Here is a 23,559-nt window from a genome sequence, read left to right on the forward strand (position 1 = left end):
TCACTTGTTGCGACTGCTGCGGGGTAAGGTGAGCTCGCGGTTGCCCATGAGTCCGGATGGGCGAAGCGCGAGGATCACGATCATGATGACGCCGAGGGCTATTTCCTGAACCCCTTTCGGGAGGGCGAAAGTGGACTCGCCGAGCGATACGCCTGCCTCCAGCCAGCGCAGCGCCTGGATGAGGGCGGACAGCAGGACGACACCCACCACACCCCCCGACAGGCTGCCCATGCCGCCGACGACGAGCATGGAAAGGGTGATGAAGGTGAGACCGAGATAGAATGTATCGGGTGTGACCACGCCGACGGAATGAGCCATGAGCGCACCGCCCAGCCCCATGACCGCGCCTGATACGACGAACGCCACCAGTCTTTCCCTGGGAATGTCGACTCCGGAAGCCGCCGCGGCGGTGGACTCGTCGCGGGCAGCACGAAGGGCCAGGCCGGACCGGGAGATCGCATGCGCCCACGCGATGAAGATTGCGACTACGGCCCCGATGAGATACGGCCAGATCACGCGCACGATCGGAATGCCGACGACCGATGAGGTCGCTCCGGTCACGCTCTCCCAGTTGGAATAAATTGTGTTGATCATGGCGAGCATCGCGAAGGTCGCGATCGATGCTGCGATGCCCGATAGCCGCATCAGCACCCGCCCGAAAATGAGAGCGGCGAGGGCGGCAAACAACGCCGCCAGCACAGCCGATTGCCAGTACGGCAAACGGGTCGCCAGCAGCCATTCGGGCAGTCCCGGCAGCGAACCGCGTTTCATCATCGGATTGATGGTGAGCCACGCGGCCGCGTAGGCGCCAAGGCAGGTGAAGCCGATATGCCCGAAGCTGAGAACGCCCGAATTTCCGATAAAGATGTATAGGCCTACGACGAGGATGACACGGACGAACACGTCGATCACCGTCTGGTTGAAGGGCCGCGATCCGGTCATCACCGTGATCAGCGCGATGGCCAGCAGCAGCAGAGAAAGCAGGACCGGTGTCAGGATTGTGCGGCGGGCAAGCGCGAAGCGGGCGGGCTTTCGCTCGGCAGCCGCGGCACCGGCAGCGGTAGAGTTGGCAAGGGAGACGGCGACAGCCATGAAATCAGACCCTTTCCTTGGTGCCGCGCGCGGCAATGAGCCCTTGCGGGCGAAAGAGGAGAACGAGGATGACCGCTCCATAGACAAAGGCATCGCGGAATGGCCGGGCGTCGATGGGCAGCATGACCTGCATGATCACCGAGGCGGCGCCCAGCAGGAAGCCGGCGAGCACGGCCCCCCCGAGGCTGCCGAGGCCGCCAATGACGGTGGCGATGAAGGCCGCCAACATGATCGAGGCGCCCATCTGGATGTCCAGCGTGCCTGTCTGGGCGCCAAAGATCAGCGCAATGGCGGCGGCCAACGCGCCGGAGAGGGCGAACGCGCCCATGATAACCCGGTTCGCACGCACACCCAGCATGCGGGCCATCGAGAAGTTCTCGGCCGCCGCCCGCATCTCCAGGCCGAAGCGGGTTTGACGCAGGAACAGTGTCAGGCCGATCAGGATGACCATCGTAGTGACGATCGTTATGAGCTGGAGGAGGGGAAGCCGGGCACCAAGGATCTCCACCGGTTGGGACAGTTCGGGCAGCAGCGAGATCGATTTCGGCCGACTGGAGAAAAGCATGAGCAGGAAGTAGCGAATTACGAAACCGAGCGCGAAGGAGGCGATCATCATGGTTGCCGGATTTGCCTGCCGGAACCGCCTGAAGACGACGATTTCGCACAGCACCGACAGCCCGGCCCCGCAGAGGAGCACGAAGGGCACCAGCAGATACCACGGCAATTGGCCAGCGAAGACGATGGCCATGGCGTCTGTTGACGGCCACAGCAGCGCGAAGACGCAGAAGGCGATGACGTCGCCATGCGCGAAGTTCACGAGCCGCATGACGCCGAAGATGAGAGCAATGCCAAGCGCCCCAAGCGCGTAGAGCGAACCAAGCGAGAGTGCGTCGAACAGGATCTGGAGCATCTCAGTGGTCCTCGTAACCGAAATAAGCAGCCTGGATCGCCTCGCCGTTGCCGAGCGTCCGGGCGTCACCATCGAGCACGATCTGTCCCCCACGCATCAGGATCATCCGCCCGCCCACCATCATCGCCCGGGCCGAGCTCTGCTCAACGATCAGAAGCGTGAGCTGGCGCTGCGCACGCAGCGCGATCAGCCGCTCATAGACCTGGTCGTTGATGTTGGGGGCGAGGCCCAGCGAAGGCTCGTCGATGGCCACAAGCCGCGGATTGGTCATCAGCGCGCGTCCGATGACCAGCATTTGCTGCTGCCCGCCGGACAGCAATCCCGCCTGCCCGTGCCGCCTCTCTTTCAGCATCGGGAAGGTTGCGTAGACGGCTTCGAGTTCGTCGGCAGCTCGGCTGCGCCAGCCACGTTCGCGGGCGTGCATGCCGGTTCCGACCAGAAGGTTCTCTTCGGTCGTCAGCGAGCCGAAGACATCGCGCCCCTCCGGCACCATGGAGAATCCGAGCCGGGCGATGTTCTCTGGCGCCTGGCCGGTGATCTCATGACCTGCAAGGTCGATCCGGCCGCCCGCAACCGGCGTAACACCGGCGATCGCGCGCAGCAGTGAAGACTTCCCGGCTCCGTTCGGGCCGGTGATGAACAGGATTTCTCCCTCGTCCATGGAGAAGGAGACATTGCGGACCGCCGTGAGACGGCTGTAGCGGATGGTGATATCGGAAAGGGCGAGCAGGCTCATTCCATCGCCTCCAGCACAGGCAGGTCGGTGTTCGCGGCCGTGCCCATATAGGCGTGGCGCACCTTCTCGCTGTCGCGGATCGCGGCAGGCGGGCCTTCCTCGATGATCGCTCCGGAATCGAGCACGACGATATGCTCGCAAAGGCCGAGCACCAGCCCGACATTGTGCTCGATGAGCAGGACACCACAGCCGAGATCGGCGGCGATGTGTCTTATCAGGGCCGAAAGCTCCCGCGCCTCCAGCGCGCTCATGCCAGCCGCGGGCTCGTCGAGCAGGATATATGCGGGCCGTCCCATCAGGGCGCGGCCAATGGCGACGCGGCGCTCGTCCGTATATGGCAACGTTCCGGCGATGCGGGTGCCCAGCGCACCGATGCCTATCCAGTCGAGCATCGCTTCCGCTTCGGCGATGGCAGCGCGCCGGCTCATTCCCAGACCAACGCCGGTTACCTCCAAATTGTCCAGCACAGGCAAGTCGCGGAAGAGCCGCCCGCCCTGGAACGTGCGGGCGATGCCGCGCCGCCGGACCTGATGCGGCTTGAGACCCGTGAGTGCTGCCCCGTCGAGCTTGATGGTGCCTTCCGTCGGTGCCTGGAAGCCGGTCAGCACGTTGACGAGCGTGGTCTTGCCGGCGCCATTCGGGCCGATGAGGCCACTGATGCGGCCGGGCGTAATTTGGAGGTCTACCGATGACAGGGCCTTCAGCCCCGCAAACGATACCGAGACGTTCTCCGCGCTCAGATGACTCATGTCCCTTTCCTTCTTTTTACCGACGGAAAGGCGCGAAGCATCCGGCCTTGCGGCCAGTCACGTTGCAAATGTCTTCCCCTGTCGGTTCCGGCGGTCTCTAGCGGACTGCTCGGATGCCAAATTCACGCCGTTGCCCGGCGACGTCTTGTCGTTTCGCGCACCGGATTTTGTCTTCCGCCACGCGCGGTCGGTTTTGGCCGACCGATCTCCTCGCCTCCGGCTCCTCCGCCGGCATTTTCCCGGCTGACGTCAGCCGGCCAGATGCCCTTCAGCACGCGCCAGCGCGGCGCGCTGTTCGGTTCGCGCGGCAAGCGCGTCTTCCAGCGTCACCGGAACGAAGCGCGCCGGGGTGTGCGGCTGGAGCTGGGCGATCAGGTCCATGTCGGCCGATATTACCACGCCCAGCATCATGTACCCGCCACCCGAAACCGCGTCCCGGTGAAGAACGATCGGCTCTGTGCCACTCGGCACCTGGACGGATCCGTAAGGATAGCACGCATCGACGATGTTCGAGGGGTCGGAGCCCGCACCGAAAGGCTGCTCGCGCTCAACGAACTCCAGCGGCGTTCCGCCACGGAAGCGATAGCCGATGCGGTCAGCTTCGGGCGCGACCTTCCAGGTTTCCTCAAAGAACCGATTGCCGGCAGCTTCAGTGATCCGATGCCAGTACATGCCGGGAAGCACTCTGAGTTCCGCCAAACTATTCCGCGCGCGGCGCAGATTTGCAGGCAGTGAAAGACCGGCTTTGCCAGAACCTTCGCCGACGGGAAGCTCATCACCCGCCTTCAGCGTGCGGCCCTGATGGCCGCCGAGTGCGCCCAGAATATAAGTCGAGCGCGAACCGAGAACCATCGGTACGTCGACGCCGCCGGAGACGGCCAGATAAGCGCGCGCGCCGCCCTTGAGGAAGCCAAAGGAAAGCCGGTCACCCGCCTTCACCGGAAAACTTTCCCAGGTCGGCCGTTCCTCGCCATTAAGTTTGGGTGGGAGTTCTCCTCCCGTGACGGCGACGACTGCGGATTGGGTGAATTCGAGTTCGGGGCCCATGAAGGTGGCTTCGAGCACCGCAGCACCCGGATCGTTGCCGACAAGCAGGTTTGCGATGCGTGTGGCAAAGCGGTCCATGCCGCCGCCTTCGGGAATGCCGACATGATAGTGGCCTGGTCGGCCAAGGTCCTGTACGGAAGTGGAGAGACCGGGAGAGATTACCTTAACGGCCATTGATAAGCTCCATCAGCTTTGCATTGGTGCCGTAAATATCGCTGTTGAAGTCCTTTAGGCTGAAGGTGCACTCGCGAACCGTCGGCTGCCACCGATTGGCTTCGATTTCCTCCAGCGTCGCGTCGTAGTCATCGCGGCCAATGGCCTTGAACTTGACGATGTCGCCTGGCTTGAACAGGCACATGTCATCGGAGAGGTAGCGCACCTTCCTGGTTGGGTCGTAGATCGGCGCCGGGGTTATGCCATACATCTGGTAGCCGCCAGCGCCGCGCACCGAATAGATCGCTGCAAAGCAGCCGCCATGGCCAATGGTGAGCTTGGGAGTGTCGGTGCGTGGGCGCAAGTATTTCGGCGCCTGAATCTGTTTCTTGCGCTCGACCATCTGGTATAGGAAGGGCAGTCCAGCGACGAAGCCGACCATGGATACGAACCAGGGCTGGCCGGAATAGGCCGTGATAAACTCTTCCACCGTGGCGTAGCCGTTGATGCGTGCCGAATATTCAAGATCGGTGGAGGACGGGTCCTGATGGCGCTCGCGGAAGCGCAAGCAGGTTTCACGCGTCCACGGATCCTGGAAATAAACGGGCAGTTCGATGATCCGGGTCTTCAGCACCGGGTCCGCCTTTGAGGCCGCCTCTTCCATCGACTTCAGTTCGCTGAGCAAATCCTGCGGCTTGACGATGTCTGGGTTGAAGCGAATTTGGAAGCTGGCGTTGGCTGGGCAGATCTCGGTGACACCTCGGATGCCTGCCGTACGCACCGCATTGGTCATCGAAAGGCCGGTAAAGAAGGAGGTGAGCGACATATCTTCGGACACCTCACCGAAGATATGCTCGTCGCCGCCGAAGTTGAATCGTATCGACATCGGTCCTCCTTTAGCCCGCCAAAGCTGCGGCGTTTTCGATGAGCCAGCCTTCCAGCCAGCGGGTATGCACGTCTCCTGTCCGCACCGCAGGATCTGCGGCGAGCGCAAGAAACAGCGGCTTGGTGGTCTTGAGCCCGCCGATCTTCAACTCGTTGAGCGCGCGGATCAGGCGCACTATCGCCGCCTCGCGCGTCTCTGCATGCACGATCAGCTTGGCAAGCAGCGAGTCATAAAAGGGCGGCACCTGATAGCCTTGGTAGAGCATCGAATCGAAGCGTACGCCCGGACCGCCGGGAATGCGAAGCTCGGCCACCTGCCCGGGGAATGGAGCGAACTCCTTCGCCGGGTCTTCGGCATTGAGCCGGACTTCGATCGCATGCCCCTTGACGGAGACATCGCCTTGCCGAATCCGCAGCTTCTCGCCGCCGGCGATGCGAAGCATCTCCGCAACGAGGTCGATGCCGGTGATCGCCTCGGTGACCGGGTGCTCAACCTGGATACGGGTGTTCATCTCGATGAAGTAAAAGCGGTCTGCTTCATCGTCATAAAGATACTCCACCGTGCCGGCACCAGAGTATTTGACCGCCTTGGCCAAAGCGACCGCCGAAGCGCAGAGCTCCTCGCGCAGCCTGTCGGAAAGTGCGCGCGACGGCGCCTCCTCCCAGACCTTCTGGCGTCGCCGCTGCAGCGAGCACTCCCGCTCGTAGCAGTGGATGGCATCGCTTCCGTCCGCCAGCACCTGCACCTCGATATGGCGGGCCTTACCGATAACCTTTTCCATGTAGAGACCACCGTCGCCAAAGGCGGCGAGGGCTTCTGCTTCGGCCTGAGGAAAGGCTTGTTCGAACTCGGCGAGCGAGTTCGCAATGCGGATGCCCCGCCCGCCGCCGCCCGCCGCAGCCTTGATCATCACCGGAAAACCGGTTTCCGTCAGCACCTCGTGGCCAGCCTTGAGGCCCTCGACCCGGCCAGCCGAGCCGGGCACCACAGGGACACCTGCAGCGGCAGCGGCCGATCGCGCCGAGACCTTGTCTCCCATCATCCGGATCGCATCTCCCGACGGGCCGACGAAGACCAATCCAGCGCCTGTGACCGCGTCGGAAAACGCGGCATTCTCAGCAAGGAAACCATAGCCAGGATGAACGCTGTCGCAACCGGTGTCGCCGGCAGCCCTCAGAATTGCTTCGACGTTGAGATAGGACTTCTTTGCTGCTGGTGGGCCGATGTTGACCGCTTCGTCCGCAAGCTGGACGTGGAGCGATCCCGCGTCTGCGGCCGAGTACACCGCCACGGTGGGGATGCCCAGATCTTGTGCGGCCCGGATGATCCTGACCGCTATCTCGCCCCGGTTGGCAACCAGAAGCTTTTTCAGCATCAGTCGAGATCCGCAATAGGTGCGCCGGCCATGATGGGGTCCTCATTGTCGGCAATGAAGCGGATGTTCGTACCGGCCGTCTCGGCCCTCACTTCGTGGAACGACTTCATCACTTCGATGAGACCGATTACGTCTCCGGCGGAAACCGCGTCGCCATCCGCCTTGTAGGGCGGCTGGTCTGGCGAAGCGCTCCGATAAAAAGTGCCGGGAAGAGGCGAAAGAATCTGGGCCATAAAAAGCTCCGGAAAACTGCAGACAGACTAATTTGGAACCGCCTGCGCGGGCGGGTTCGGTCGAGTTCAGTGCCAAGGGGCGATTGCGGTGCGCACGGCCCTGGCTATTTCGATGGCGTTCGGCGTATCGGAATGCACGCAGATGGTTTCGCAGCGTACGGGGAAGAAACTGCCGTCCTCTGCCGTACCCTCGCGCTTGCTGATGGCGCGTACGCAACGCTCGGCCATCTGTGCGGGGTCCTTGGCGTCATGAACGCGTGTCAGGATCAGCTTGCCGGAGGCATCGTAGTCGAGATCGGCATAGAACTCGGCGACGAATGGGATACCGCGCTCTTGATAGATCTTCTCGTGCAGGGTGCCCGTCATGCCGAAGAGGGGCACGCCGAAAACCTCTGCCGCGTCGCACACGCCGTGGGCGATTGCCTCCTGCTGCATGGCCATGAAGTAAAGGCTGCCATGCGGCTTGATATGGTGGAGTTCCACACCCTCGGCCTTGAGGAAGCCGGCAAGCGCTCCCACCTGGTAAATGATGGTGTTCCTGACTTCGTCGCGGGTCAACCGCATCTCGCGCCGGCCGAAACCCTGAAGGTCTGGCAAGCCTGGATGGGCGCCGATCTTTACGCCACTCGCCTTGGCGCTGCGGACGGCGGCGTGCATGTGATCCGGATCGGAGGCATGAAAACCACATGCGACATTGGCAACGTCGATGATCGGCATCATGCCCACATCATCGCCAACCTTGTATAGGCCAAAGCTTTCGCCCATGTCACAGTTTAGCGTCACCGCCATCGCATTATTACCCCTCGAAGATGCCGTCTTTGCGGCATTGCAGCATTTTTGCGCATGCAAAGGCATTTGTGAAATAGTAGTTTATTGATTGTCATATCAAAAAAACAGATAATGGTTCTGGGCCGGAGCGCACCATGACCATCACCTTGAAACAGCTTGATTATTTTATTGCGACCGCCGAGAGCGGACAGGTCAGTCATGCCGCGGTGGAACTCAACATCTCACAATCGGCGGTCACTGCGGCGATAAAGACGCTTGAAGCTGACCTGGGCGTACGGCTTTTGGAGCGGAACCACGCTGGCGTCAGATTGACGATGGAGGGCGCGCGGTTTCTTGAACATGCGCGTGTTATCACCGGAGCCGTCGCAGCCGCCGTCCGAAGCCCGTTGCGCGATAGGAAAGGCCTGGCGGGCAAGCTGCGGCTGGGCATGACCTACACGGTCGTCGGCTACTACATGTCGCGCCACTACGCGCGGTTTCGAAAGACCTATCCCGAGATCGAGGTCGAGGTGCTGGAACTGCCCCGAGACGCTCTCGAAAGCGGCTTGATGTGCGGGGACATCGACATGGCCGTGATGCTGGTGTCCAACCTGGAGCACACCGAGGAATTGGCGCAGGAGGTCTTGATGCGGTCGAACCGCCGGCTCTGGCTTTCGGCTGATCATCACCTACTTGCGCGGCAGGAAATCAGCCTCGCCGATGTGGCGGCGGAAGATTATGTCATGCTGACGGTGGACGAGGCACGCACGACGGCCGCCCGTTACTGGGATGCCGCGGGCCTTTCGCTCCGCGCCGTCCTTGCCACCAGTTCGGTCGAGGCCGTGCGGTCGCTCGTGGCTGCCGGCATGGGGGTCACTGTCCTGTCCGACATGGTTTACCGCCCCTGGTCCTTGGAGGGGCAGCGCATCGAAGTGCGCGGGCTTGTCGAGCCGATCCCCACTATGGATGTTGGCCTGGCCTGGTCGCGTGACAGACCAATCGACCCGGCGGCGGCGGCCTTCCGAGCCTTCATGTCAGTGACCATGGGCGGCGGCGGCTAACCGCCGGCCCGTCAGACGTTTTACTTCAGGCTGGCTGGTTGAGCGGCGGGTAGCCTTCAAGCACGGAGCGTGCCGCAAGCGTTGCTATAGCCGCCTGAGCAGACGCCCGGAATGATTGCAAGCGACCCGTACTGCCGAGCTTGCCATGGCCAACCCTCCCTCGGCATCCGCGCAGGAGCCGGCACGACCCTCGGCCCGAATATGACCCGGCTCATTGCCGAGACGGTCCTGCATCAAAACTGATGATCGCGCCGCGGGGCCTGCGAGGCGAGAAGTGCCTGTGTCTCCTCGAACGTGGCCAACGTGACGACCGGCTCGTGCTCTCCTTCATAGACTCGATATGCCATGCCTGTAGTGCACTCGGCTAGGTCGGGTGCTGCGGCTAAGCCCCGGCACAGCAAGCGGGTCATTCTCAGACAGGTTTGACAATTTGGAGAAAATCCAACAGAAGCAATGGACGGTTTCGATACGGTTTGACACTCCAAACCGTTGATATTTCGAAGGTGTTCTATGCCCTCCGGGCCCACCCGACGCCGCGAATTCGCAACCCTACTCGGCGGCCGTCTCCGACGGCGCCTCTAGCGGCCCCGAAGGCTCGGCCTCGGCACGGGGCTTGCGCCGTGAAAACAGCGACCTGAGCGTGACGTAGAACACCGGCGTCAGGAACAGACCGACGAAGGTGACGCCGAGCATGCCGGAGAACACCGCGGTGCCGAGCGACTGGCGCATTTCTGCGCCCGGGCCGGTTGCGATCATCAGCGGCACGACGCCGAGGATGAACGAGAAGGCGGTCATCAGGATCGGCCGCAGCCTGAGCCGGCAGGCTTCGACGGCAGCCTCGGCGGCCGACAGGCCGCGGTCCTGCGCCTGCCGCGCGAATTCGACGATCAGGATCGCGTTCTTGGCGGCAAGCCCGATCAGCACGATGAGGCCGATCTGCACGAGGATGTTGTTGTCCAGCCCTCGGAACGACACGCCGAGCAACGCCGCGAGCACGCCGAGCGGCACCACCAGCACAATGGCGAACGGCAGCACCCAGCTTTCATATTGCGCCGCCAGCGCGAGGAACACGAACAGCACCGACAGTCCGAAGATATAGACAGCGGCATTGCCGGTGGTGCGCTCCTGATAGGCGAGCTCGGTCCATTCATAGGAGGTACCGGCCGGCAGCGTCTTTGCCGTGATGCCTTCCATCAATGCCAGCGCGTCGCCCGTGGAGACGCCGGGCGCGGCGTTGCCCTGCAGCGGCACCGAGACGTACATGTTGTAGCGCTGGACCAGCGCCGGGCCGGTGACGTCGCGGATCTCGATCAAGGTGCCGAGCGGAACCAGCGCGCCGGTCGCCGAGCGCACCTTCAGTTTCAAGATGTCGGCGCGATCGAGGCGGAACGCCTGGTCGGCCTGCGCCCGCACCTGGTAGACGCGCCCGAAAGCGTTGAAGTCGTTGACGTAGGCGGTGCCCAAGTTGATCGACAGCGTCTCGAAGATGTTGGGGATCGGCACGTTCAGGATGCGCGCCTTGTCGCGATCGATCGCCAGGAAGAATTGCGGGCTCGACGTGGAGAACGTGGTGAACACGCCCGTCAACCCCGGCGTCTTGTTGGCATTGCCGGCGATTTCGTTGGCAAGCGCCAAGATCTGCCGCATGTCGGCGCTGTTGCGCTCCTGGATCTGCAGCTTGAAGCCGCCGGCATTGCCGACGCCGCGGATCGGCGGCGGCGGCAGTGCGATAATGAAGGCTTCCTTGATGCTTTGCAGGCTGCCGAACAGATTGCCGATGACCTGGGTCGCCGACTGGCCGGCTTTCAGTCGCTCGTCAAACGGCTTGAACCTGGCGAAGATCACGCCCGCGTTGCTGGCGTTGGTGAAGGTCGCGCCGGAGAAGCCGGCGAAGGCGACTGCGTAGTCGACGCCTGGCGTTTTCTGGATGATCTGCGACGCCTGCTGGATGACCGCATCGGTCCTCGACAGCGAGGCGCCTTCCGGCAACTGGACGACGACGATCGCATAGCCCTGGTCGAGCGACGGAATGAAACCGCGCGGCACCGCCTGCACCATGTAGACCGTGGCGTAGATGAGGGCCGCGAAAACGGCCAGCATGGCGGCCATCGTTATCCACGAGCCGACCAGCACGCGGACGATGCTCGAATACCAGTGGGCGACCCTGTCGAAGCCGCTGTTAAAGCCGTCGGCGAGCGCCCGTCCGAACCGTGCCAGGAAAAAGCGCGGCGGCGCCGCCGCGGCGTGGTGCGGCTTGAACAGCAGTGCGGCCAGCGCCGGCGAAAGTGTCAGCGAATTGAATGCCGAGATCGCCGTCGACACCGCTATGGTGATCGCAAATTGCAGGTAGAACTGCCCAGAAATGCCGGGGATGAAGGCTGTCGGTATGAACACGGCTATCAGAACCAGCGAGATCGCGATGACCGCCGTTCCGACTTCGTCCATGGTCAGGTGCGACGCCGGATTGGGCGCCAGCCCTCTGGCGATATTGCGCTCGACGTTCTCGACCACGACGATCGCATCGTCGACGACGATGCCGATCGCCAGAACGAGGCCGAACAGCGTCAGCATGTTGAGGGAGAAACCGGCGGCGTAAAGCACCGCCAGCGTGCCGATCAGCGACACGGGGATCGCCACGATCGGCACGATCGCCATGCGCCACGATTGCAGGAAGACGATGATGACGATGATTACCAGCAGCATTGCCTCGAGGATCGTCTTGTAGACCTCCTGGATCGACTCGGCGACGAACTCGGTTGGATTGTAGACGATGTCGTAGCTCAACCCCTTCGGGAAGTCGCGGGAAAGCTCCTTCATCTTGTCTTGAATCTCCGCGGCTGCGGCGAGCGCATTGGTGTCCGGCCGCTGAAAGATGGCGAGCGCCACCGCCGGTTTGCCGTTGAGATAGGAGTTGGTGACGTAATCCTTGGCGCCGAGCTCGATGCGCGCCACGTCCTGCAGCGAGATCAGGCGGCCGTCGTCGGTCGATTTGACGATCACGTATCGGAAGTCGCGTGCGTCGTTGAAGCGGCCTTGCGTGGTGACCGTATACTGGAACGCCGTGCCGGTGTTGGTCGGCGGCGCGCCGATCGAGCCGCCCGACACCTGGACGTTCTGGTCGCGCAGCGCCTGAACCACATCGCCCGAGGTCATCCCCAGGGCGGACAGTTTCTCCGGATCGAGCCAGATGCGCAGCGAATATTCGCGTTCGCCGAAGATGATGAGATCGCCGACGCCGTCCAACCTGAGCAGTATGTCGCGCACCCGCGAGCGGGCGTAGTTCGAGACGTAGAGCTGGTCGTAGGTATTGTCGGGCGACAGCATGTGCACGACCATCATGAGGTCGGGCGAGCTCTTGATGGTGGTGATGCCGAGGCGGCGGACTTCTTCGGGCAGGCGCGGCTCGGCAACCGACACGCGGTTCTGCACCAGCACCTGCGCCTGGTCGAGATCGGTGCCCAGCTTGAAGGTGATGGTCAGCGCCATCGCCCCGTCGCCCGACGAATAGGACGACATGTAGAGCATGCCTTCGACGCCGTTGATCTCCTGCTCGATCGGCGTTGCCACCGTCGCTGCGACCGTCTCGGCGTCGGCGCCCGGATACTGCGCGCGAACGACGATGGTCGGCGGCGCGATCTCGGGATATTGCGCGATCGGCAGCTGGGTATAAGCAATCCCGCCCAGGATCAGCAGGACGATGGAAACGACCGATGCGAAGATCGGACGGTCGACGAAGAAATGTGCGAACCTCATTGCGGCAACCCGGCGGTCTCGGCCTTGGGCGGCAACGTCACCATCTCGACCTTCACCTTGGTGCCGGGCCTGGCGTGCATCAGCCCGTTGACGATGATCGTCTCGTCGCCGGTCAGGCCCCCGCGGATCACCCGGTAGCCGTCGAGAAGCGGGCCGGTGCGCACGGGCTTCGCCGAGACCATCCCGGACTCATCCACCAGGAACACGATGCGGCGATCCTGATCGGCGCCGATCGCCTCGTCGGGCACCAGCACGCCGCTATGCGGCAGCGACCCCGGCACGTTGATGCGCCCGAACATGCCTGGCTGGAGAACGCCGTCGGCGTTGGGAAACGTTGCACGCACCCGCATGGTGCCGGTCGCGTTGTCGATCCGGTTCTCGGCAAAATCGAGCTTGCCTTTGAATACCGCCTCCGCGCGGTCGGCGACGCGAACCACCACCTCGAGCCCGCCGGCGCCTTCCTGCATGCTGCCGCCGCGTTCCTTCGCGTCGCGGGCATAGCTGAAATACAGGCGCTCATCGACGTCGAAATAGAAGTCGATCGGATCGCGCGTAACGATGGTCGTCAGCAAGGTGGAATCCGGCTGCACGAGGTTGCCGACCGACACCAGCCGGCGGTCGATGCGGCCGGACAAGGGCGCCTTGATCTCGGTGAATTCCATGTTCAGGCTGGCCGTCGTCAGCGCCGCCGTCGCGCCCTGCATCTGCGCCTGCGCCGAGAGGTATTCCCGCCGGCGGTCGTCGACCGTCGCGGTTGAGATATTGCCGGTCTTGGCGAGTTCGTCGGCGCGATCCAGCTGCATCTTGGAGAATTCGAGCAGGGACTTGGCGACGTCCACTTGCGACTTGGCGGCATCATAAGCCGCCTGGTACGGACGCTGGTCGATTGTGAAGAGCAGGTCGCCCTTGTTGACCAGGGCGCCGTCCTGGAAGCTGACCTTGTCCAGATAGCCGCTGACGCGCGAACGGATGGCAACCTGGTCGACGGCTTCGAAGCGCCCGACGAACTCGTCGTCTTCGACGATTTCACGGACCACCGGCTTGGCCGCCGTCACCACGGGTAGCTGCTGGTCCTGCGCAAACGCATTGCTGGTGAAAGCCATGCCGAACAGGAATGCCGCCGACACGGCGGCGCGGGCAAGCAAGCCGGCCGATCGACGGCGTCGCCGGCCCGCGTCGCGATACAATTGACCATTCTCTGGGTTGTCCAATTGCGTCCTCGTTCGCTGGACCCGGAGGTCGGTTGATCCGCTTCTACGTTCAGGCTTTTCCGTCGAGATCAGAGCACTGCGGTATTGTGCATGGCAACATGATCATTTTCCATGTGGGCTGAAATGTCCACCCTGTGGCTGCCCCGCCACCGCGCTAAAGCCAGTCGCGATTTAAAGGATTCAGGATTCCTTTGGTGGACGGCTTATGATTCATATTGGTCGAAGGAGACCGATATGGGCATTACCACGCCGGCCGGATTCAAATGGACGGCAACACTGCGGCATCGCAAGCAACGTCGTTGCGGCCAAGATGGGGCGCCAGCGGAATGCCACCTTCTGGCTAGTTCGTCCCGGAACCGGGCCCGTCCGCTTCCGGCCCAATGCCGCCGTTCTGGAGCATGTCTCCGAACGTTCGCAAACGAAGCGACCCGGGACCCGAGCCTGGGCGCCAAGCCCCGAAGTTGGTTGGGGAGCGCCGCAGCCAGCTCGGCGCCCCAAGCTCCGCGAGGTTATCGTTTCCGACTGCACCAAGCTCGGGCCGGCTGACACAACCTCTCGACGGGCCGCGAAGTAGCAGGATCTATCACTACTCACTCAGCCTGCCACTGCGGTGCCCGAGCGCCTGCCTCGCAGCATACATGGTCGGTGAGCGCTTGCCCGGAAGGTTAGCCTCCAGAACAAGCTGTTCGACAAAGCCTTGGTTGATTTCAATCTCCACGCATTGGTCGAGTTTATCAACGATCCAGACAGCATAACCTGCATCTTCTTTCAATTTGTAGTCAGAGTCATCCTTTGGAATCTCCAATTCTGGGAACTTATTAACTAGCATTATCTTGGGTTTTGGCAGGTCAAATGTATGACCTTCGTAGGCGTAGCCGACAATCAACCCGCAAGAAAGCTCTTTCTCTGGCTTGCTGCCCAGCATATATGTTTGTGCAGTCACAGTCACAACGGCTGTGCCAAATTCCTTTATATCCAATTTAATACTGAAGCTGGCTCTTATCGGTATACTAGGCAAGGTGCCTTGGCCGAGCATTATGCTGCGGCGGATCTTATTCGATGTGGCTTTCTTAAGTACTTCTTTCGCCGCGTTGACTTCCCGTTCGTCGGCGCTAACGCCATGTGCTGTTTGGACATAAATGTTGGTGTTCGAGATTTCGCTGGCCTGTCCGGGAATGGAAATACCAATTTCCGCCTCAATTCCGTAGAGCCTGACCTGCGTTGCATTGTATGCACCGTTGGGGAATGTCAGTGTCGGACGGTGATAGTCGTCACTCATGTCAGTCCTCCTCGCTTTGACAATTCAGTTCATGAAATTTCTCGCCACCTGAAGTTTTCCTCGAACTTAGCGCCCAGCGCCGGCGCGATGCGGCTGCCGGCTTCGGCAATGGCCATCGCGGCATTCTCAAAAGTCAGATCGTCCGCTTCGAGGCTGGACCAGGTCCGGGCGAGGGTCAGCGCCACATCGTCACGCGCCCGGGTAAGCGCGCTCTTGAACAGGAACGGCCTGGCACGGAAGGCCAGCGCCGTGAAATCCGAGATGCGCTGCATGGCGGCCTCGTCGATATCCCTGATGTCGATATCGAGAAGCCGTTCGTCGGCTAGTCCATCACCCACGAGATTCGCGTGGTAGGTGTCTACGATCGTGTCGAATACCGCCCCCGTGAAAGGCCGCGACCTGTCATGGATTTCGTCGGAGACTTCAGACATGCGGCGCGAATTGCTGGCGAGGCGAATCTGCCGGTCGCCGATCAGTTCGGCAATGCGGTTGAGCTCGTTCATGACGAGGAGGTTGCCGTTGCAGTGGCGCAGCAGCCGGTCGAGACCGCTGTCGAAATGCAGGAAGGACAGAAGCGACGTTATGTCGGCGCTCGCCTCATGGAACGAGGCGAAGTCGCCGGTCTTCAATCCATTTGCCGGCACCCCAAAAAGGGAAAACAGAATCGCATGGCCGACCTCATGCGCAATCGTATCGAAGTTGAGGGCATAGGGATAATTTCGACCGTCGGGCGCCCTGTCCACGCCGAGTTCCAGATAACCGTAGCCAGACTGGGCGTTGTTCCAGTCGACCCACGGAATGATCTCCAGCCGCTCATAGGTTTCGGCGAAGTACCAGGTAATCGGCCGCCCGAGGTAGCTTTCCCAGATGTCCAGGACCCGGCTGACCGCCCCGAAGGCGTGTGTCGCCAGGAACTGACGTGAATTCAATGAAATCTGGTCGAAGTGACCGTCGTAGGCGGGTTCCGCCGACGGGAAGACCTCGCCAACGAAGGGCGGCAGATAGGGATACTCGTAAGGTTCCTTGTCGAGGAGCGGATCTCGGACATAGATGCGATGGTCCTCCGGACCGGAGCGTAACCGGCCCGGCGGGGTCGATATCCAGACGGTCTCGGGTGTGCCGTAATCGGCAAGGTGGGGCACCTGCGGAAATAGCAGGAAGCGCGTACCGACGGAGCGACTCTGGTCGTTGGATCGATCGAGCGTTCCTAGTAGCTCAGCCCCTCTCATTTTAATACATTAGCAAAATCTCACGTATTGTAAATTGAGATTGAGAATGCTCGCCCTGATGCTTTCAAATCTCTAACCCGGCTTCGTCGAGATCCTTAAAGAAAGCCGCCGTCAATTGGAAATCCGGCAGGGGTGCGGGCTCTTTGAATAAACCGTGATGCAATAGCCGGAGCGCATCACGCGCATCCTGCTTCTTTTGCTGAACGAAAGCTGCGGCGAGGATCTCCTGATATTTCTCGACAACAAGATCACCTTCGCATGACAAGGCGTCACCGACCATGCGGGCGAGCGTGCGCTCGCGAAAATTGAGAGCTCGCGCGGCGCGCTCCAGGCTGATTCTGTATTCAGTCGAAATGATGCCTCGACGGCAGGCCCTGCGAACCGTCATGCGAAGATCGATCAGCGCGTGGGTTATGGGCGCGGAGTTTACCCCCCATGGTCCGTGCAGCACGGCCACTGCATCGTCAGGCGCAAACGCAAAACGACGATACCACCGGTAGATGAGCCCCACTCCCAGCATGTATGGAAAGAGTTCTGCAGCGCGAAGAGCCCCCATGCTCGCCGCGCCTATTACCGGAACACCTTTCGCTATTGCCCAAAGGATTTCCTTGTGCCTGACCGCCGGCTCCGATTGAAAGCCGCCGTCGATGATGACTATCGCACTCGGATCAAAATGCTGCACAGCCGCAATGATCGAACCCTGCACAGCCGGCGGAAGGCAGATCGCCTCCACCACTTCCAGCACTTCGCCCTGTGACAGGGTGGGACCGGCAAAGACCAGCTTGGGACGCATTTGCCTAGCCATGCAAGAGGGGCGTTAAGGCCGGTATGACGATCCTGACGACCGACAGGTCGCCGAGCGGTCTCGTATCGAGCTGAATCATGTACACTGTATCGATTCCTGCGCCCTCGATCTGTGCGAGAAGAGCGGACATCCTATTTCCCGCGCTGGTGCAATTCTGCCCGGCAATCGCATGGAAATGTACGTCGCGGGGGCCGTCCGACAGGAGGCGTCGGTGCGCCGCAATTTTTTGCCAATCAGGATATTTTGGATAGGACGCGCGCGTCAGGTCATCACGGGCGCCGGAGATCGCCGTCAGTCGCGACTGCGCCGCCTCGTAGATTGCGTGAACGATCGCGGACGCGGCATCGAAACCTGCAGCCGAGCCCTCTGCCGGATGGTGAAGAATTGCAGTTTCCGGCGGCCGATCCTCCATGAGATGGCACCAGATCACCGGTAGCCCCAGCGGTGAGGGGGCGTGCCAAAGCCCCACTAGCAGGCCTTTGGCTTCCAGGCTTTCGAGAAGGCTCGCAACCGTTGGATCGTCGATCGTCCTCGGGTCAATTCGACGGCGCTGGAAAAAGCCATGGATTCGCTCCGCCCGCGTGAGTGCGTCGCGCTCGATGCATTCCATTATCCCGTGCAGGATAGAGTCCGTTTCCTCGAAGGAGGCAGCCAGGCCGGACGTCGATGAAGCGAAGATTTCCTCATGGGGCCGCGGCGGGAACACGTAGGCAGTGTGTACAAGCTCGAATGGAACCCAATCCTGCAGACCACCCTTGAGGATATCCTCGGCATGGATCCAAGCTATTTCCCTCCTGCGCCAGCCCGGGTCGACACCAGGCTGGAGATGGGCTTCGAATCTTTCAGGAGGAATATTCAGGGAGTCTGCGGAGGCCGCGATGGGGTCGTAGTGCGCCAGGCGCTCGGCAAAGTAGGACTCTGCGGCCTCGAGAATGGCCGATACCGCAGCGTCGGTTCTGGTCGGCCCCTTGCCTTGCGAAACGGAATTTAAAAGGGAGAAAGGCCTGACCGCCTGAACCACGGGTATGTCGAGCACGTCGAGACCTGTGATGTCTGCAATCCGTGTGATCCCCAAGACCTCGCGCATCGTCATTAGCCGCATGAATGCTTCGCGCGGCGGAGGACCCGAGCGCTCGTATCGTTCCAGCATGGAGGCTTCCTGATCTCCGCGCGGGCTAGTGGCGCAGGCTCGGTTCTAGATTGACGAACAACGCCGCGCCTTGCTCGATGGTTGATTTCGCCACTTCGACGCGACTGCGGTACTGCCGGGATAGTTCCTCTGATACGCCCGATGTTTCGAGCATCTCGTATGCATTGAGCAGGATTGGCACCGCGTTTTGCTCATCGGCGGTAGCCAGGCTTTTGGAGAGCGCGGCAACAACATCCATGCCTGAGGAACCTCTAAGTAGAAGGAGATGGGCCTTTCGCCGATAGAGTTCGGCGAGCCAAGAAAGACTGCCGCCTGCTTCGGCTTCCGCAGCCGCGGAAGAGACAAGCGTAAGGGCCTCGTCGGTCTCGCCTGTCCGGGCCAGAAGCTCCGCCAGCATGCCGTAGTAGACAGGATAGTCTTCCGGCGTCTGGAGTTCGCCGTGGATCGCAAGGCCCTCCTTAATCTGGTCCCTGCCTTGTTCTACCCGAGCAGCATTTCCTTCGCACCAGCCTTCGAGAATTTGCGCCAGGGCGGCAAGGGAGGGCAGATGGTGGCGCTTCGTCAATTCGCGGATATCGGCGATGACGTCTCGCAGCGCCGAGAAATCGCGGCGATAGCAATCAAGCATCGCTTCGTTGATGTAGACATGGGCGACACTACCAACATGCGCCGTTTGCATTGCCCAGCGCCTGGCTTCAGCCAGCGACCGAACTGCGCTTGCGGCCCGGCCGGTAAACCATTGAGAGAGACCCCTATGCGACAGGCCGCAGACCCTGGCGTCGTGGCCGCCGAACAGAGTGGCATTCCCTAATCTTTGGCCCGTCCCATAGAGCGCAAGTCCTTCGTCGACCGCGGCGATGCAGTTCTTGTGATGCCCAAGATTGAATTCGATTGCCCAAACGCAGTGTCTGGCCTGAAACTGCACTTCGGGGTCGTCGACATCCCTCAGGTCGGTGAGGACGGTTCGTGCGCGTTCCCCGTCGATGGTGGGGCCGGTGAACCACCAACCCCAGTAGATCGGAAACCACTTCGCGCGCTCGGCGAGTGGCCGCCGCCTGGCGATCTCTACCCCGTCCTCGTAAAGTTTGCGTGCCGGCAGCGAGTTTGGACCTTCCGTGGCTGTAAGTATCGGCCCGAGCGGCATCATCGCGGCGAGGCGCAAAACATCCTGCTTGTCGGGCCCTCTCACTCGCTGGCAAAGGGTCATGGCATGGTCGAGAATCTGTCTCGCCTCGGCCATTGCAGAGCGGACGTAACTTTCCCGGCCGGCTGCGATGAACTGATCGATCGCCTCCTCGATAAGGCCAGCGCGTTCAGCATGTTCTGCCAGTTCAGCCGTACCCAGCCACGGGGCCAGATTTCGGTCGCGGCCGACAGCTGAGAAAAGCGACTGATGGAGGGCCTGCCGTCTCCTCCGCAGCAATGCACTGTAGATTGTCTCCCGGATCAGGGCATGACGAAATCCATAGTCGGGCTCGCCGGAAGGCCTGACCCGAATCAGGAATCCCGCCTCGATGAGGGTGTCCAGTGCATTCGCGATCGTCTCGTCACTGTATTCCGGCGACAGCTTCTGGAGCAATTCCAGATTGAAACGATTGCCGGCGACGGCGGCCGCTCGTGCCACATCCTTTGCAGGGCCCAAGGCTTCCAGCCTGGCTTGAAGGATACTTTCAAACACCGATATTCGGCTTGATGAACCGGCTGGCGCAAGGCGATCCGTTATGGAGGCCGCATTCTCGGCGATCCATTGGCAAATTTCCTCGATGAAAAGAGGCACGCCCCCGGTTACCTCCTCCACCATGCTGATGAGTTCCGAATGCGTTGCTGACCCGATTTCCGGCCGCATGGCCATGATTGCCTGTCGCGTTTCCTCGCGATCGAGCGGCTTCAGAGTAATATGCGGCAAGTCCCGGAACCCTGAATAAGTCTCAGATCCAGGTCGCGCAGTCATTATGAGAAGCACGGGCACCCGATGAATGAAGAGTGCAAGTTCCGCCAGCAATTGCCTCGACGTGAGGTCGATCCAATGTATGTCTTCGACCACCAGGATGAGTGGTCCGTGTTCGCATATGGCTTCTATGCTTCTGCGAACTGCCCAGCTGGCTTTCTCCCGGATGACCTTGAGATCAGCCTCCTTCAGAGCGGGATTCGATCCTTCAGCCCCTAGTAGAAACGAGAAGATGTCGACCACTTCGTCATCGTGAACGCCTTGATTTGCGAAGACCTCCGCTACGTCTGAAGTCTCCAGCCGACCCTCTTTGCCAGCCAGGTCACTCCGAACATTTTGCAGCAGAGGATAAAGGGCTGAGTGGGAGCCGCCGGGCTGACATTGAAAAAGCAGCAATTTTGCCCGCTGAAAGCGTGTCCTCTTGCGGACTTCATATAGCAGGCGAGACTTGCCGATACCGGCCTCACCCTGGACTAAAATGACGCCGCCCTTGCCGGCGACCGCATCATGCCAACATGCGGCGATGGTGGCCAGTTCGTCCCCACGGCCTATAAACGTATTGTTCAAGCGCCCGAAGGCGAAGAAGCGGTCAACATCCCGCTTGTGGCTGATGGCACGCCAAGTCCGCTCCGGCTCCGCGAAACCCTTAATCACGTGAATGCCGCGAAAACTGAAAACATGGGACCGCCGCGCCAGATTTCGGGTCTCATCGGACACCAATATTGCATCCGGCTGAGCCATAGCCTGGAGCCGCGTCGCCATGGCCAAAGCAGGGCCCGTGACGCTGGCATGCGCCGGGTCACCGCCGTCCCCGTGAACGAGGGTCATGGATGTAGCAATCCCGACCCGAACATGTAGGTCCGTATGGTCTTTCTCCAGCCCGACCCGCTTGCACGCTTCAATGATTTCGAGTCCTGCCCGGATCGCTTGCGAAGCCGCGTCCTTTGCCTCCATCTCTGCTGGAAAAAGTGCGACACCGCCGTCGCCGGCCTCGCCGACGACAACGCCCGAGCACGATGAGATTGCCTGTCTTGCCGCACGCCGAAAGGCCGACATCAGTTCTTCATAGTCCTCGATATCCAGAACTGCGAGCAGGTCGGTTGATCCGACCAGATCATAACAGAGAGCTGTCATAACGCGCCGCTCGCTGCGAACGTCGGACACACTACTGTCGTCCTTGCTCAGAACGCCCTTGGCAAGGGCCACGATTGGAGGCCCTACTCGACGCTTTTCCGACATGCTACAGTGCCTTGGCTGGCGGAGTGAGAGCGATACTATCAAATGTGCTAATATTCACCAGAGCGCTTGGAAGACCCTCATCTAAGCGATACTTCGGACGATGTGCGTCAGCCCCCTGACCGCCTAATCTCACGAGATTGCCGAAAGCAGGATGAGTAGCTCGCAGTTCGGCCAACTCAGCCACGTGCCGCCTGTCCGACTCCTAAATTGCCGAGCAGCGCGCATTGGGTAAGCTGGTTCGCGGAACCATACGGAACGATAGGGGAAGGATGTCTGACCTGTGCCCACAATAAAAATAGCTATTTGAGGACATCCTCCCGGAGGCATCATTATCGTTATTTATCAACAAGTTGATATATTCCTTGGCTGGATTAGCCAAGGCAATGGCGCCCTCCGTAGATCCCGCTGAATGCATTGATTATGGTGGGCTGCCCGAGGACCGCCATCGATTGCTGCACCCTACATCTCGGTTACGAATTTTGTCCGCAGATATGCATCGAGGCCTTCGATGCCGCTTTCCGAGCCATAGCCGGATTCATTGACGCCGCCGAACGGCGTTTCCGGTGTCGACACCATCATATGGTTGACGCCGACCATGCCGGCTTCCAGCGCCGCCTCGGTCTTTTGGGCAAGGGTGAGGTTGCGGGTGAAGACAAAGGATGCCAGCCCGTAAGGAAGCGAGTTTGCCCGCTCGATCATGTCATCGAAGGTTGAGAAGGCGGTGGTCGGTGCGATCGGCCCAAACGGCTCCTCCGACATGATGCGCGCGGTGTCCGGCACGCCCTTCAGCAATGTCGGCGCGTAGAAATAGCCCTTGTTGCCGATCCGCTTGCCGCCAGTGACGACCGTCGCGCCTTTCGCGGTTGCATCGCTGACGAAAGCGTCCATGGCATCCAGCCGCCGCGGCGCGATCATCGGGCCCATCTGGACGTTTGCGTCGAGGCCGTCTCCGATCCTCAGCTTTTCTGTGCGGGAGGCAAAGCCGTCTATGAAGCGGTCGTAGACGGCCTCATGCACATAGAAGCGGGTCGGCGAGGTGCACACCTGGCCGGCATTGCGGAACTTGAATGTGACGACCGTATCGAGTGTCTTTTCGAGGTCGGCATCCTCATAGACGATGACAGGGGCGTGGCCGCCAAGTTCCATGGTGCAGCGCTTCAAGGTGTCCGCGGCCTGTTTCTGCAAGAGCTTTCCAACCGCCGTCGAACCGGTCAGGGAGACCTTCCTGGGGATCGGTGAGGCGATCAGGTAGGACGAAACCTGCGCAGGTTCGCCGAAAACAATGTTGAGGACGCCTGCCGGAAGCCCAGCATCCTGGAAGCAGCGGGCGATGGCCACGGCGGTTCCAGGCGTTTCCTCGGCAGGCTTCAGGATAATCGAGCAGCCGGCGCCAAGCGCACCTGAAATCTTGCGGATGACATTGCTGGCCGGAAAATTCCAGGCCGCGAACGCAACGACGGGGCCAACCGGCTCCTTGAAGACCATCTGCCGTACGCCGGGCAGCCGGGCAGGGACGATGCGCCCGTAGGCGCGCTTGCCTTCTTCCGCATACCAGCGGGTCGCATCGGCGGCGAACTGCACCTCGCCGGTGGCCTCGGCCAGCGCCTTGCCGTTCTCCATCGTCAGTATACGGGCGATAGTGTCCTTGCGCTGCTCGATCAGGTCGGCGGCCTTATCCATAATCGCCCAGCGCTGCATCGCTGTCATGGCCTTCCATAGCTTGAAGCCTTTGGCTGAGGCCGCAAGAGCGCGGTCGAGATCTGCCTTCGTAGCGTGCGGCACGGTTGTCAGCACTTCTTCGGTGGCGGGATTGATCAACGGTTCGGACTTGCCGTCCGATCCCTGGCACCACGCGCCGTCAATCAGCAACTCGATCGTCTCTGGATACATGTCCTAGCCCTTCCTAGCGGTCCCACGGAAAAGCCGCCGGCAGAT

At 61.2% G+C, this 23,559-nt stretch carries 18 protein-coding genes; 1 reads left to right on the forward strand and 17 read right to left on the reverse strand.

Features of this window, described 5'->3' with window-relative positions:
• The 9 genes from NKH73_RS10675 to NKH73_RS10715 all read right to left on the reverse strand — a co-directional run bounded on the left by NKH73_RS10675 (window position 1) and on the right by NKH73_RS10715 (window position 7,970).
• Window positions 1–1,128 (reverse strand): branched-chain amino acid ABC transporter permease, encoded by a 1,128-nt coding sequence (locus NKH73_RS10675; RefSeq protein WP_352931037.1) that lies wholly within the window; start codon window positions 1,126–1,128, stop codon window positions 1–3.
• Window positions 1,097–2,002 (reverse strand): branched-chain amino acid ABC transporter permease, encoded by a 906-nt coding sequence (locus NKH73_RS10680; protein ID WP_352931039.1) that lies wholly within the window; start codon window positions 2,000–2,002, stop codon window positions 1,097–1,099. Before NKH73_RS10680 ends, NKH73_RS10675 begins: the two co-directional genes overlap by 32 nt.
• Window position 2,003: 1 nt before the next feature.
• A complete protein-coding gene (locus NKH73_RS10685; protein WP_027036290.1) occupies window positions 2,004–2,738 on the reverse strand; it encodes an ABC transporter ATP-binding protein in 735 nt (244 codons plus the stop codon).
• On the reverse strand, window positions 2,735–3,487 hold the full coding sequence (locus NKH73_RS10690; RefSeq protein ID WP_095483665.1) for an ABC transporter ATP-binding protein: 753 nt from the start codon (window positions 3,485–3,487) through the stop codon (window positions 2,735–2,737). The genes NKH73_RS10685 and NKH73_RS10690 overlap by 4 nt, the downstream gene beginning before the upstream one ends.
• A gap of 249 nt (window positions 3,488–3,736) precedes the next feature.
• Window positions 3,737–4,708, reverse strand: coding sequence for a 5-oxoprolinase subunit C family protein (locus NKH73_RS10695; protein WP_352931042.1), 972 nt, complete (start codon window positions 4,706–4,708; stop codon window positions 3,737–3,739).
• Window positions 4,698–5,573, reverse strand: coding sequence for a 5-oxoprolinase subunit B family protein (locus tag NKH73_RS10700; protein ID WP_352931044.1), 876 nt, complete (start codon window positions 5,571–5,573; stop codon window positions 4,698–4,700). Before NKH73_RS10700 ends, NKH73_RS10695 begins: the two co-directional genes overlap by 11 nt.
• A gap of 10 nt (window positions 5,574–5,583) precedes the next feature.
• Entirely contained in the window at window positions 5,584–6,948 is a 1,365-nt protein-coding gene (locus tag NKH73_RS10705) for an acetyl-CoA carboxylase biotin carboxylase subunit (RefSeq protein ID WP_352931046.1), read from the reverse strand.
• Window positions 6,948–7,181 (reverse strand): acetyl-CoA carboxylase, encoded by a 234-nt coding sequence (locus tag NKH73_RS10710; RefSeq protein WP_013533152.1) that lies wholly within the window; start codon window positions 7,179–7,181, stop codon window positions 6,948–6,950. Before NKH73_RS10710 ends, NKH73_RS10705 begins: the two co-directional genes overlap by 1 nt.
• Window positions 7,182–7,247: 66 nt before the next feature.
• Window positions 7,248–7,970, reverse strand: a complete 723-nt coding sequence (locus tag NKH73_RS10715; RefSeq protein WP_352931048.1) for a LamB/YcsF family protein — start codon at window positions 7,968–7,970, stop codon at window positions 7,248–7,250.
• A 134-nt stretch (window positions 7,971–8,104) separates the two neighbouring features.
• Between NKH73_RS10715 and NKH73_RS10720 the strand changes: the two genes are divergently transcribed.
• Window positions 8,105–9,010, forward strand: coding sequence for a LysR family transcriptional regulator (locus tag NKH73_RS10720; protein ID WP_352931050.1), 906 nt, complete (start codon window positions 8,105–8,107; stop codon window positions 9,008–9,010).
• Between the two features lie 549 nt (window positions 9,011–9,559).
• On the opposite strand, the gene NKH73_RS10725 is transcribed toward NKH73_RS10720, so the two are convergent.
• From NKH73_RS10725 to NKH73_RS10760, 8 genes are all read right to left on the reverse strand, one after another.
• Entirely contained in the window at window positions 9,560–12,763 is a 3,204-nt protein-coding gene (locus NKH73_RS10725) for an efflux RND transporter permease subunit (protein ID WP_352931052.1), read from the reverse strand.
• The gene (locus NKH73_RS10730; protein WP_352931531.1) at window positions 12,760–13,866 is read right to left on the reverse strand and encodes an efflux RND transporter periplasmic adaptor subunit; all 1,107 of its coding nucleotides are present in this window, start codon (window positions 13,864–13,866) and stop codon (window positions 12,760–12,762) included. Before NKH73_RS10730 ends, NKH73_RS10725 begins: the two co-directional genes overlap by 4 nt.
• A 694-nt stretch (window positions 13,867–14,560) precedes the next feature.
• Window positions 14,561–15,253 (reverse strand): hypothetical protein, encoded by a 693-nt coding sequence (locus NKH73_RS10735; protein ID WP_352931054.1) that lies wholly within the window; start codon window positions 15,251–15,253, stop codon window positions 14,561–14,563.
• Between the two features lie 29 nt (window positions 15,254–15,282).
• Window positions 15,283–16,482 carry a gluzincin family metallopeptidase gene (locus NKH73_RS10740; protein ID WP_352931056.1) on the reverse strand — a complete coding sequence of 400 codons (1,200 nt, stop codon included), beginning with the start codon at window positions 16,480–16,482 and terminating at the stop codon, window positions 15,283–15,285.
• Window positions 16,483–16,546: 64 nt separating this feature from the next.
• Complete coding sequence (locus NKH73_RS10745; RefSeq protein ID WP_352931058.1) at window positions 16,547–17,275, reverse strand: TfuA-like protein; 729 nt, start codon at window positions 17,273–17,275, stop codon at window positions 16,547–16,549.
• Window positions 17,276–17,279: 4 nt separating this feature from the next.
• Window positions 17,280–18,437 carry a YcaO-like family protein gene (locus NKH73_RS10750; protein ID WP_352931059.1) on the reverse strand — a complete coding sequence of 386 codons (1,158 nt, stop codon included), beginning with the start codon at window positions 18,435–18,437 and terminating at the stop codon, window positions 17,280–17,282.
• Window positions 18,438–18,462: 25 nt separating this feature from the next.
• Window positions 18,463–21,591 (reverse strand): ATP-binding protein, encoded by a 3,129-nt coding sequence (locus NKH73_RS10755; protein WP_352931060.1) that lies wholly within the window; start codon window positions 21,589–21,591, stop codon window positions 18,463–18,465.
• Between the two features lie 492 nt (window positions 21,592–22,083).
• A complete protein-coding gene (locus tag NKH73_RS10760) occupies window positions 22,084–23,514 on the reverse strand; it encodes an NAD-dependent succinate-semialdehyde dehydrogenase (protein ID WP_352931062.1) in 1,431 nt (476 codons plus the stop codon).
• Window positions 23,515–23,559: the final 45 nt, after the last annotated feature.

Source organism: Mesorhizobium sp. M0938 (assembly GCF_040319125.1).
Classification (GTDB): domain Bacteria; phylum Pseudomonadota; class Alphaproteobacteria; order Rhizobiales; family Rhizobiaceae; genus Mesorhizobium; species Mesorhizobium robiniae.